Origin of the sequence: Tersicoccus mangrovi, assembly GCF_036881825.1 — a bacterium.
Lineage (GTDB): Bacteria > Actinomycetota > Actinomycetes > Actinomycetales > Micrococcaceae > Tersicoccus > Tersicoccus mangrovi.
Map to the genome: position 1 here is coordinate 113,502 of NZ_JBAJMW010000004.1, position 12,046 is coordinate 125,547.

Below are 12,046 nucleotides of genomic sequence, written 5' to 3' on the forward strand. Positions count from 1 at the left end.
ATCGGGTGGTTACCGGTACCCAGCGTACCTGATACGCTGGGTACCGTGAACTCGACCGGACTGCGCCCTGCGCACCCCGAAGCGGACGGCCGCTCGATCCGGTGGCGCGCCCATCGCACCGCGCGCCGCGTGGAGCTGGTGCGCCTGGCGCGACGGGCCGTCCACCGCCTCGGTCCCGAGGCGTCGATGGACGAGATCGCGGCGGCGTCGGGCACGTCCAAGTCCGTGTTCTACCGGTACTTCGGCGACAAGGCAGGACTGCAGCAGGCCGTCGCCGAGCGCGTGCTCGGCCGTCTCGAGCAGGAGCTCCACGAGGCCGCGGTGAGCGCGCGGTCCCCGCTCGACGGCGTGCACGGCATGGTCCACGCCTATCTCGACCTGGCGGCGGCGTCCCCGAACGTCTACGCGTTCGTCACCGGTGGTCCCACCACCGGCGCCCACATCCACCACTTCTTCCGCGCCGTCTCGACCCTGATGTCCGAGCCGATGCGCCGCCACGTCGAGGGACGGCGGTCCGTCGGAGACGCCTCCCGTGTGCTGGCCTACTGGCCGACCGCCGCCATCGGGCTCGTCCGCAACGCCGGCGAGCAGTGGCTGGCCACCCCGGACGGCCCCGACAAGCCCGGTCTCGACGCCTTCGCCGACCTGCTGACCGGCTGGCTCCTCGACGGCGTCATGAGCTCGCCCGGCACCCGTACTCCCCTTCCCGCGGCTTCCCCGACCGAGGCCGTCTCCCCCACCACGAAGGACAACCGATGACCACTGTGGACACCACCGCCCCCACGTCGAGCCGCACGAAGTCGGCGCCGACGACGCCGACGCGCACCCCGTCGCTGGACGACGCGCCCCGCGTGGACGTGCCGGCGCTGGAGACCGTGCTGCTCGGCCGCTGGGCCGACGTGCGCCGTCAGGCACGAGCGCTCGCCGCACGGGAGGACCTGCAGAAGATCGAGGGACAGCCCTGGGGCGAGCACCGCGAGCGCGTCCTCGGCCAGCTGCACACCCTTGTCGCCGAGGGCGCCGTGCACCGGGCGTTCCCGAAGCGGCTCGGCGGCGAGGAGAACCACGGCGGCAACATCGCCGGCTTCGAGGAGCTGGTCGTCGCCGACCCGTCCCTGCAGATCAAGGCGGGCGTGCAGTGGGGCCTGTTCGGCTCCGCCGTCCTGCACCTGGGCACCGACGCCCACCAGGACGCGTGGCTGCCGGGCATCATGGACATGACCGTTCCGGGCGCCTTCGCGATGACCGAGACGGGGCACGGGTCCGACGTCGCCTCGATCGCCACCACCGCCACCTACGACCCGACCACCGAGGAGTTCGACCTGCACACCCCGTTCCGGGCGGCGTGGAAGGACTACCTGGGCAATGCGGCCCTCCACGGCAAGGCGGCCGTCGTGTTCGCCCAGCTCGTCACGGGCGGCGTCAACCACGGCGTCCACGCCTTCTACGTGCCGATCCGGAACGACGAGGACGCCTTCCTGCCGGGTATAGGCGGCGAGGACGACGGTCACAAGGGCGGCCTGAACGGCATCGACAACGGCCGGCTGCACTTCACGCACGTCCGGGTACCCCGCTTCAACCTGCTCGACCGGTACGGCGCCGTCACCGCCGACGGCAGCTACAGCTCCCCCATCGCGAGCCCGGGTCGCCGCTTCTTCACGATGCTCGGCACCCTCGTGCAGGGTCGGGTCTCCCTCGACGGGGCGAGCGTCGCGGCGAGCAAGGTCGCCCTGCAGATCGCCGTCACCTACGCCAACCAGCGCCGCCAGTTCGGCACGGGCACGGGCGAGGAGGAGGTGGTGATGGACTACCAGCGCCACCAGCGCCGGCTCATCACCCGCATCGCCCGCACCTACGCCGGCTCCTTCGCCCACGAGGAACTGCTCGCCCGGTTCGACGACGTGTTCTCCGGGGCCCACGACACCGACGAGGACCGGCAGGATCTCGAGACCCTCGCCGCGGCGCTGAAGGCCCTCTCCACCTGGAACGCGCTCGACACGATCCAGGAGTCCCGCGAGGCGTGCGGCGGGGCCGGGTTCCTCTCGGCCAACCGGTTCACCGGCCTGCGCGCCGACCTGGACGTCTACGCGACGTTCGAGGGCGACAACAACGTCCTCCTCCAGCTGGTGGCCAAGCGCCTGCTGACCGACTATGCCAACGACTTCCGCGGCATCGACTTCGGTGCCATGGCCCGGTACGCCGTCGGGCAGGCCGCGGACCGCACCTTCAGCCGGTCCGGCCTGCGGCAGGCCGTGCAGTTCTTCTCGGACCGCGGCGACCAGCGCCTCGCCGTCAACGCCCTGCGCGAGGAGGGCGCCCAGCGGGCGCTGCTGACCGGCCGGGTCGAGGACATGGTGGCCGAGGTCGCCCAGCACCTGCGGGCCGCGCGCAAGCTGCCCGCGGAGAAGGCCGCATCGGTGTTCAACTCGCACCAGAACGAGCTGATCGAGGCGGCCCGCGCGCACGGCGAACTGCTCCAGTGGGAGGCCTTCACCACCGCCCTGGCCTCGATCGAGGACGAGGGCACCCGCACCGTGCTCACCTGGGTGCGCGACCTGTTCGGCCTCACCCTGATCGAGGACAACCTCGGCTGGTACCTCATGCACGGGCGCATCTCGATGCAGCGGGCCCGGACCCTCTCCGGCTACGTCAACCGGCTGCTCGCCCGGCTGCGGCCGCACGCGCAGGACCTCGTCGATGCCTTCGGGTACGAGCAGGCCCACCTTCGGGCGGCCATCTCCTCCGGCGCGGAGGCGCACCGGCAGGACGAGGCCCGGGCATATCAGCGGCAGCAGCGCGCGAACGGTGACGCCCCGGTCGACGAGAAGGTGCTCTACGCGCGGGAGTCCCCCAAGCGCGGGGCCTGACACCACCGAAGGTCAGACGGACAGCGGCCCCGGACGGATCACCGTCCGGGGCCGCTGTCCGTCTGAGGGGTCGGCCGCTCAGAGCACGCTGCGGTACACGTCCATCGTCGTCCGCCCGATCGACTCCCACGAGAAGTGCTCCTGGGCGCGGCGGCGCCCGGCCTCGCCCATCCGCCGGGCCTCGTCGCGGTCGCTCACGGTCTCGGTCAGGGCGGCGGCGAAGTCCCGGACGAACCGGTCGGGGTCCAGCGGGGTGCCGGTGCCGTCCTGCACCTGCTCGATCGGCACGAGCCGGCCGGTGACGCCGTCGTCGACCACCTCCGGGATGCCCCCGGTGGCGCTCGCGACGACCGCGGCCCCGCACGCCATGGCCTCGAGGTTGACGATGCCGAGCGGCTCGTAGACCGAGGGGCAGGCGAACGCCGTGGTGTGGGAGAGGATCTGGATCAGCTCGCGCCGCGGCAGCATCTTCTCGATCAGCACGACGCCGTCGCGCTCGGCCTTCAGCTCCTCGATCAGCTGGTTGACCTCGGCTCCGAGCTCGGGCGTGTCGGCGGCCCCGGCGCACAGGACGACCTGCACCTCCGGCGGCAGCAGCTTGGCGGCACGGAGCAGGTAGGGCACCCCCTTCTGCCGGGTGATCCGGCCGACGAAGGTGACGGAGGGCCGGTGCGGGTCGATGCCGTAGGACTCGAGCACGTCGGTCTCGAGGTCCGGCTCCCACAGGCTCACGTCGATGCCGTTGTGCACGACCTTGACCTTCGCCGGGTCGACGTCGGGGTAGCAGCGCAGGATGTCCGCCCGCATGCCGGCGGACACGGCGATGATCGCGTCGGCCGCCTCGTAGGCGGTCTTCTCGGCCCACGACGACAGCGCGTAGCCGCCGCCGAGCTGCTCGGCCTTCCAGGGCCGCAGCGGCTCGAGGCTGTGGGCGGAGAGCACGTGCGGGATGCCGTGCAGCAGCTTGGCCAGGTGCCCGGCGAGGTTGGCGTACCAGGTGTGGGAGTGGACGAGGTCGGCGCCGGCGATGCCGGGCACGATCGCCAGGTCGACACCGAACGTCTGGAGCGCCGCATTGGCGTCGCCGAGCTCCGTCAGGTTCGGGTAGGCGCGCACGGTCGCGCCGTGGAAGTCGGTGTCCCGCGCGGCACCGAAGCAGTGCACGTACAGGTCCACCTGGGAGGCGAGCACACGGCTCAGCTCCGCGACGTGGACTCCTGCCCCGCCGTAGATGTCCGGCGGGAACTCCTTGCTCACGATGTCGATGCGCACAGTGCCAAGGTAGTGCCTGTCGGCGGTGTCCTCTAGTGTGAGTCTCACCGACGCCGCAGGTCGGAGCACCAGCCGGCATCCCGCTCGCGGGGTGCACGTCGAGAAAGGTCAGTGATGCCCTCATGAGCCCCAAAGTCCTCGCGATCGTGCTGGCCGGCGGCGAGGGGAACCGCCTGATGCCGCTGACCATGGACCGCGCGAAGCCCGCCGTCCCGTTCGGCGGTAGTTACCGCCTCATCGACTTCGCCCTCTCGAACCTGGTGAACTCCCGGTACCTGCAGGTCGTCGTGCTGACCCAGTACAAGTCGCACAGCCTCGACCGGCACATCTCCGAGACGTGGCGGATGTCCACCCTGCTCGGCAACTACGTCGCCTCCGTGCCTGCCCAGCAGCGCGTCGGCAAGAGCTGGTTCCAGGGCAGCGCGGACGCCATCTACCAGTCGCTCAACCTCATCCACGACGCCCGGCCCGACATCGTCGTCGTCGTCGGCGCGGACCACGTGTACCGGATGGACTTCTCCCAGATGGTGGACGCGCACATCGCCTCGGGCGCCTCCGCGTCGGTGGCCGCCGTGCGTCAGCCGCTCGACCAGGTGTCCCAGTTCGGCGTCATCGAGACGGACCCGCAGGACCGGTCCCGGATCGCCCGCTTCGTCGAGAAGCCGCCGACGACCGAGGGCCTGCCGGACGACCCGAACAGCTTCCTCGCATCGATGGGCAACTACGTGTTCACCACGGACGCCCTCGTCGAGGCGCTGCGGGCCGACAACGAGCGGCTCGACACCAAGCACGACATGGGCGGGGACCTCGTCCCCTACTTCGTGGACCGGAACGACTGCGCCGTCTACGACTTCACGGAGAACTCGGTGGCCGGCTCCACCGAACGGGATCGCCGGTACTGGCGCGACGTCGGGACCATCGACTCGTTCTACGACGCCCACATGGACCTGATCTCGCCGCTGCCGATCTTCAACCTCTACAACATGGACTGGCCGATCTACACCCGCCAGATCACGTCGCCGCCGGCGAAGTTCGTGCGGGGCCGCAACCCCGACTGGGGCGTCGCCTACGACTCGATCGTCGGCCCGGGCGCCGTCGTCACCGGCGGCCTGGTGAAGGGCTCGGTGCTCTCCCCCGACGTGTTCGTCTCCGACGGCGCGCGCGTCTCGGGTGGCGTGCTGATGGACAACGTCCTCATCGGGCGGGGCGCCGTGGTCAAGCGCGCGATCCTCGACAAGAACGTCCGGCTCGAGGACGGCGCCACCGTGGGCGTCGACGCCGAACTGGACCGCTCCCGCGGGTACAAGGTCACCGACTCGGGCATCACCGTCGTCAGCAAGGGTGTGACGGTCGCCGCGTCCTGAGACCGATGCCTCCGCCGGCCGGCCGGCGCTTCATCGGCCGACCGGCGCGGCGGCCTGGCTCACGCGAGCCGTGTCACCGCGACCCGGACGGCGAGCGTCGAGCCGCCGCCACCGGAGAGGATGCCCTTCAGGGGCGTGACGTCCCGGTAGTCCCGGCCTCGGGCGACGACGACGTGCAGGTCCCCGACCGGCCCGGTGTTGGTCGGGTCCCAGGCGCGCCAGGCGCCGTCCCACCACTCGACCCAGGCGTGGGACTCTCCGACGACCTCCTCGCCGATCCCGGCCGCGGGCCGGGGGTGCAGGTAGCCGGAGACGTAGCGGGCCGGGATGCCGAGGCTGCGCAGGGCGCCCGCTCCCAGGTGCGCGAGGTCCTGGCAGACGCCCTTGCGGGCGGTCCACGCGTGTTCGGCGTTCGAGTGCACGTGCGTCGCGCCGGGCACGTAGCTCATCTGCCCCCGCATCCAGGCGAAGACCGCCATCGCCGCCTCGTGCGGGTTCAGGCCCCGCACCTCGTCGCGCACGAGTGCGATCACCTCGTCGCCGGGTCCGGACAACGGGGTCTGCGGCAACCAGTCCGAGAACCGGTTCTGCGCGGCCGGGCCGTGAAGCTCGTCCCAGTCGACGGGGTCGGCGTCGACCTCGCCGGGACCGCGGCCGCGGTGCACCTCGACGGTCGCCTCGGCGAGCACGGCCAGCCTGTCGTGCGGGCTGGTGATGTCGAAGCTGGTGACACGGGTGCCCCAGTAGTCGCGGTAGGTCTCGACGGCGGCCTGCTCGGGACCGACGGTCAGGGAGGACTCGAGCACCACCTGGTGGGGGTCGGTGATCGGCGACATGCGCGCCTCGTTGTAGGACAGGGACACGCGGCGCACGTAGTCGTACGTGGTCCGGTGGGAGATCCGCAGCCGGGTCATGACAGTTCCCCCACCCATTCGAGGCTCTCGGACCGGGAGAAGTACTTCCGGGAGATGGCGTCGGAGGCGCGGGCGCAGGCCTGCTGCACCCGGTCCATGTGTTCGGGCAGTTCGTCGAGCAGGTCCGCGGTCTGGTGGAACTCGAGGAACGAGCGGGCCTGGCCGACGAGGCGACGGGCGTCGTCGAGGAACCCGATCCGCTGGTTGGACGGGTCGAGCTGCTCGAGCGCGGTCTCGGCCTCGGTCAGGGCGTAGACGATCGAGCGCGGGAAGAGCCGGTCCAGCAGGAGGAACTCGGCGGCCTCCTCGTCGCCGAACGCGGCCCGCTGGTTGCGCAGGAACGACTCGTAGGCGCCCGCACAGCGCAGCATCGTCACCCACGAGTTGGCGACGTCGCGCGTGGAGAGCATGCGCGCCGTCATGTCCGCCCGCTCGAGGCTGCGGCCGAGCACCATGAACACCCAGCTCTCGTCGTGGCTCATGGTCAGGTCCGCGAGGCCGCGCACCATCGCCGTCCGCTCGCCCACCCAGGTGCAGAACCGGTAGGTGCCGACGACGTCCTTGCGGTGCTGGCTCAGGCCGTACCAGGTGGTGTTCAGGCACTCCCAGAGGCCCGAGGACACCGTCTCGCGGGCCCGGCGCGCGTTCTCGCGGGCGGCGCCGAGGGCCCCGGCGATCGAGGCGGGCGAGCTGCGGTCGTAGGCGAGGGCGTCCAGGAGCGGGCCGATACCGATGCCCTCGTCGCCGCGCCCGGTGCCCATGACCGCGAGCAGCCGGCGCGCGACCAGTTCCTGGTCCGCGGCGCTCATCTGGTTCATGCGTTCCAGGTGCACGTCGAGGATGCGCGCGGTGCCGTCGGCACGCTCGACGTAGCGGCCGATCCAGAACAACGACTCGGCGATCCGGCTGAGCATCCCGTCTCCTTTCCGTTCCTGCTGCTCGCTGCTGACTCTCGCTGACGCTGGTTACTGCTGTTGGGCTTCGTCCTGCCGGTCCCGGGCGTTGCTCTCGATGGGCCACACCGAGATGCGTTCCCGCCCGGGCAGGGGTGCCGGGGTGTGCGGCATGGCCGGGGCCGGCCCGTCGCCGACCACCCAGGTGTCCTTCGAGCCGCCGCCCTGGCTGGAGTTGACGATCAGGGACCCCTCCTGCAGGGCGACCCGGGTCAGTCCGCCGGGGAGCACCCACACCTCGTCGCCGTCGTTGACGGCGAAGGGCCGCAGGTCGACGTGCCGGGGGCCGAAGCGATCGCCGGCGAGGGTGGGAACGGTGGAGAGCTGCAGCACCGGCTGGGCGATCCAGCCGCGGGGGTCGGCGAGGATGCGGCCACGCAGGGCGTCGAGTTCCTCGCGGGTGGCGTCGGGGCCGATGACGATGCCCTTGCCGCCCGAGCCGTCGACGGGCTTGACCACGAGCTCGTCGAGGCGGTCGAGCACCTCCTCGCGGGCGGCGGCCTCGCCGAGCCGGAAGGTGTCGACGTTGGGGATGATCGGGTCCTCGCCGCGGTAGTAGCGGATCAGGTCCGGCAGGTAGCTGTAGATCAGCTTGTCGTCGGCGACGCCGTTGCCCACCGCGTTGGCGATGGTGACGTTGCCGGCGCGGGCGGCGTTGATCAGGCCCGGGCAGCCGAGCAGGGAGTCCGAGCGGAACTGGAGCGGGTCGATGTAGGCGTCGTCGACCCGGCGGTAGATGACGTCGACCCGCTGCTCGCCCGCGGTGGTGCGCATGTAGACGCGGTTGGCGCGGCACACGAGGTCGCGCCCTTCGACCAGTTCGACGCCCATCAGCCCGGCGAGCAGGGTGTGCTCGAAGTAGGCGGAGTTGAAGACGCCCGGGGTGAGGACGACGACGGTCGGGTCCGCGACCGAGGACGGCGCCGTCTTGCGCAGGGCCTGCAGCAGCCGGCGGGGGTACTCGTCGACGCCGCGGATGTCCTGCTGGTTGAACGCCTCGGGCAAGCCCTTGGCCATCGCGCGCCGGTTCTCGATCACGTAGGAGACGCCGCTGGGCACCCGCACGTTGTCCTCGAGCACGCGGAAGCAGCCGGCGTCGTCCCGGACGACGTCGATCCCGGAGACGTGCACCCGGACCCCGCCGGCGGGACGGAAGCCGGCGACGCAGCGGTGGAAGTGGGAGCTGGAGGTGATCAGGGAGCGGGGCACGACGCCGTCGGCGACGACCGCCATCGTGTCGTACACGTCGTCGAGGAAGGCCTCGAGGGTCTGGACCCGCTGGGCGACCCCGCGCTCCAGGACGTCCCACTCGGCGGCGGGGATGACCCGCGGGACGATGTCCAGCGGGAAGGGCCGCTCCTCCCCCGCGTAGTCGAAGGTGACGCCGCGGTCGAGGAAGGTGCGGGCCATGGAGTCGGCCCGGGCGGAGACGTCGTGCAGGGTGAGCTCGCCGAGCACGTCCTCGACCTGCCGGTAGGCGGCACGCACGGACTGCCCGTCGTCGAACATCTCGTCGTACGCGCGGGTCCGGGCCGTGGCGTGGTCGTAGTCGTCGAACAGGTCGGACATGGTCCACAGCGTGCCACGGATCGATGTCGATCACATCACCGGCGCGTTTCGGTGCGGGTGTTTGAATGGGCCACATGCCCTCCCTGAACCTCACCCGCGACGAGGCGGCCGCCCGCGCAGCCCTCATCACCGTCCACGCCTGTGACGTGCACCTGGACCTCACTGGGGCAGAGGCGGACGGCGCGACGACGTTCGGCACGGTCAGCGAGATCGCGTTCGACTGCGGGTCCGCCGGCGCGGACACCTTCCTCGACTTCATCGGCGCCTCGGTCGAGGAGGTCACGCTCAACGGGACGGCCCTGGACGTGGCCGACGTCGTGGACGGGCAGCGTATCCACCTGCGCTCTCTGGCGGCGGAGAACGTCGTCCGGGTCCGGGCCACCGGCCTGTACAGCCGCAGCGGCGAGGGGCTGCACCGGTTCGTCGACCCGGCGGACGGGCGCGTGTACCTGTACACGCAGAACGAGCCGGCGGACTGCTGCCGGTGGATCCCGGTCTTCGAGCAGCCGGACCTGAAGGCGCGCTTCACCATGCACGTGGACGCGCCGGCGGACTGGGTGGTGCGCGGCAACGGGGCCGAGGTCGCCTCTTCCGGTGACTCTTCCGGTGACTTTTCCGGAACCGTGCGCCACTTCGCGCCGACCGAGCCCATCTCCACCTACCTCGTGGCGGTGCTCGCCGGCCCGTATCACCAGGCCGACGCCGAGCACACGGTGACGACGCCGGACGGGCCGCTCGAGGTGCCGATGGCCGTGTTCTGCCGGGCGTCACTGGCCGAGCACCTCGACGCGGACCGGATCGCCGACGTCACCCGGGCGGGCCTCGACCACTACCAGGAGCGGTTCGGCGTCCCCTACCCGTTCGGCAAGTACGACCAGGCGTTCGTGCCCGAGTACAACCTCGGCGCGATGGAGAACCCGGGCCTGGTGACCTTCACGGAGGCGTTCGTGTTCCGCACCGAGGCCACCGAGATCCAGTACCAGGGGCGCGCGAACGTCATCATGCACGAGATGGCGCACATGTGGTTCGGGGACCTCGTGACGATGCGCTGGTGGGACGACCTGTGGCTCAAGGAGTCGTTCGCCGACTTCATGGGCTCGGCGTCGCTCGCGGACACCGGGCTGTACCCGGGGTCCTGGGTCACCTTCGCGAACCGGCGCAAGGCGTGGGCGTACGTGCAGGACGCGCTGCCGACGACGCACCCGATCGTCGCGGACATCGTCGACCTGGACGCGGCCAAGCAGAACTTCGACGGCATCACCTACGCGAAGGGTGCCTCGGCGCTCAAGCAGCTGGTGGCGTTCGTCGGGCAGGAGGCGTTCGACGCGGCGTCGCGGGCGTACTTCCGCGAGCACGCGTGGGGCAACACGACGCTGGCGGACTTCCTGGCGGCTCTGAGCGAGGCGTCCGGTCGGGACATGGGGGCGTGGGCGGCCGCGTGGTTGCAGACCGCGGGGATCAGCACGATCGCGGTGGAGCGGCCCTCCGCGGGCGACACGGTGCGGCTGCGCCAGTCGGGGACGGACCCGGTGACCGGGGAGCCGGCGGTGCGGCCCCACGCCCTGGTGATCGGGGCGTACCGCGAAGAGGCCGATGGCCGGCTGCGCGCGTCGACGCGGGTGCCGGCGGAGCTCGCGGCAGCGACGGTCTCCGTGTCGGTGCCCGGCGCCGCGGATGCTCCCCTGCTGCTGCCCAACGACGGGGACCTGACCTACGCGACGGTGGCGCTCGACCCGGAGAGCCTGGCGACGGTGCTGGACCGGATCGAGGACATCGACGACGAGATGGCGCGCACCGTCTGCTGGTCGGCTCTGTGGGCGATGACCCGGGACGCCGCCCTGCCGGCGGAGCGGTACGTGCGCACGGTCGCCCGGGCGGGGGCTTCGGAGACCGACGACGGGGTGCGGCAGATGCTGTTCTCGCAGGCCCTGACCGCGGTGATCCGGTATACGCCTCCCGGGGGGCGGCGCGCTCTGCTCGACGTCCTGCTCGGGGCGCTCGCGGACCAGGTGCGGACGACGGGATCGCTGACCTTCGCGCGGCTGTTCGCGGTGGCCGCGGCGCACGGGGGCGGCGAGGCTGAGTTGCTGGACGCGCTGGCGAACGAGCCATCCGCGGCGGCTGCGTCCCTTGAGCCGCTGGTCACCAACCAGGACCTGCGCTGGAGCGTGCTGGTGGCGCTGGCGGCACGTGACGCCGTGTCCGACGACCGCATCGCGGCGGAGCTGGCCCGCGACGAGACCGCGGACGGCCGGCGTCAGGCGCTCACCGCTCGCAGCGCGCGGCCGGGTGCCGCGGTCAAGCAGCGGGTGTGGGACAGCGTGACCGGGGACGAGAGCCTCTCGAACGAGCTGCTGTCCGCGTCGCTGCGGGGCTTCGCGCTGACGGACGCGGCGACGGCGGAGCCGTTCACCGAGCCGTACTTCGCGTCGGTGTCGGACTGGTGGGAGGGGCGAAGCATCGAGATGGCCTCGCGCCTGGTGCGCGGCCTGTTCCCGCCGGCCCAGGAGCTGACGCCGGGCACCGAGCCGGCGGAGCACCCGGTGGTGGTGCGCGCCGGCGCATGGCTGGACGCGAACCCGGACGCGCCCGCAGCGCTGCGGCGGATCCTCGTCGAGGAACAGGACGGCCTGCTGCGAGCCCTCCGCGCACAGGCCGCAGCGAGCGGCGAGGTCGCCACGCACGCAGGTCCGTACGTTCCGAACGAGTTGCTGTCGCGCCTGATCGGCGACCGCATGTACTCGGTGGAATTCGTGGTCAACGACTATGTCCAGCTCCGGTTCGATGGGTCATCCCCCGCCTCCGGACCCGTCGTCCTGAACTGCTATGTGTGGCCCGTCGTGGAGGCAGACGGCCGCCTCTGGCGGGAACCGGACCTGGGTTACGCGGATGCGCTCCGCCAGCTCTGCCCCGGGACGGTGACGGCGACGAGCGAGGCCACCGGTAGCGGGATCCGGATCGAGCTGGACACCGGCGCGGTCGTGCTCCACCCCGCCAGGGAAGACGTGTTCGTCGAGATCGCCGAACTGAGCGGATTCGCCGATCGAGCCTGGATGGTCTGGCGACCGGGCGAGGAGTGCTTCGAGGATCTTCGCTGAGCGGCCACG

The 12,046-nt window shown here is 71.5% G+C and carries 8 protein-coding genes; 4 read left to right on the forward strand and 4 right to left on the reverse strand.

The genetic code is table 11. The annotated features are described in order from the left end of the window. Window positions 1–45: 45 nt before the first annotated feature. On the forward strand, window positions 46–759 hold the full coding sequence (locus tag V6N00_RS09035; RefSeq protein WP_334231760.1) for a TetR/AcrR family transcriptional regulator: 714 nt from the start codon (window positions 46–48) through the stop codon (window positions 757–759). Further along, window positions 756–2,867, forward strand: coding sequence for an acyl-CoA dehydrogenase family protein (locus V6N00_RS09040; RefSeq protein ID WP_334231761.1), 2,112 nt, complete (start codon window positions 756–758; stop codon window positions 2,865–2,867). The genes V6N00_RS09035 and V6N00_RS09040 overlap by 4 nt, the downstream gene beginning before the upstream one ends. A gap of 78 nt (window positions 2,868–2,945) precedes the next feature. Here the strand turns inward: V6N00_RS09040 and glgA are convergent, their stop codons facing one another. Continuing rightward, window positions 2,946–4,139, reverse strand: coding sequence for a glycogen synthase (gene glgA, locus V6N00_RS09045; protein ID WP_334231762.1), 1,194 nt, complete (start codon window positions 4,137–4,139; stop codon window positions 2,946–2,948). Between the two features lie 122 nt (window positions 4,140–4,261). Here glgA and glgC point away from each other — a divergent pair, with 122 nt between their 5' ends. Next, the gene (gene glgC / locus V6N00_RS09050; RefSeq protein WP_334231763.1) at window positions 4,262–5,503 is read left to right on the forward strand and encodes a glucose-1-phosphate adenylyltransferase; all 1,242 of its coding nucleotides are present in this window, start codon (window positions 4,262–4,264) and stop codon (window positions 5,501–5,503) included. Between the two features lie 59 nt (window positions 5,504–5,562). Here the strand turns inward: glgC and V6N00_RS09055 are convergent, their stop codons facing one another. From V6N00_RS09055 to V6N00_RS09065, 3 genes are read right to left on the reverse strand one after another with little or no spacing between them, the layout of a single operon-like run. Continuing rightward, window positions 5,563–6,417: a transglutaminase family protein gene (locus tag V6N00_RS09055; protein ID WP_334231764.1), complete on the reverse strand. Its 855-nt coding sequence runs from the start codon at window positions 6,415–6,417 to the stop codon at window positions 5,563–5,565. Then, complete coding sequence (locus tag V6N00_RS09060; RefSeq protein ID WP_334231765.1) at window positions 6,414–7,331, reverse strand: alpha-E domain-containing protein; 918 nt, start codon at window positions 7,329–7,331, stop codon at window positions 6,414–6,416. Before V6N00_RS09060 ends, V6N00_RS09055 begins: the two co-directional genes overlap by 4 nt. A 51-nt stretch (window positions 7,332–7,382) precedes the next feature. Continuing rightward, window positions 7,383–8,939, reverse strand: a complete 1,557-nt coding sequence (locus tag V6N00_RS09065; protein WP_334231766.1) for a circularly permuted type 2 ATP-grasp protein — start codon at window positions 8,937–8,939, stop codon at window positions 7,383–7,385. 74 nt (window positions 8,940–9,013) lie between these two features. Here V6N00_RS09065 and pepN point away from each other — a divergent pair, with 74 nt between their 5' ends. Continuing rightward, window positions 9,014–12,037, forward strand: a complete 3,024-nt coding sequence (gene pepN / locus V6N00_RS09070) for an aminopeptidase N (RefSeq protein ID WP_334231767.1) — start codon at window positions 9,014–9,016, stop codon at window positions 12,035–12,037. Window positions 12,038–12,046: the final 9 nt, after the last annotated feature.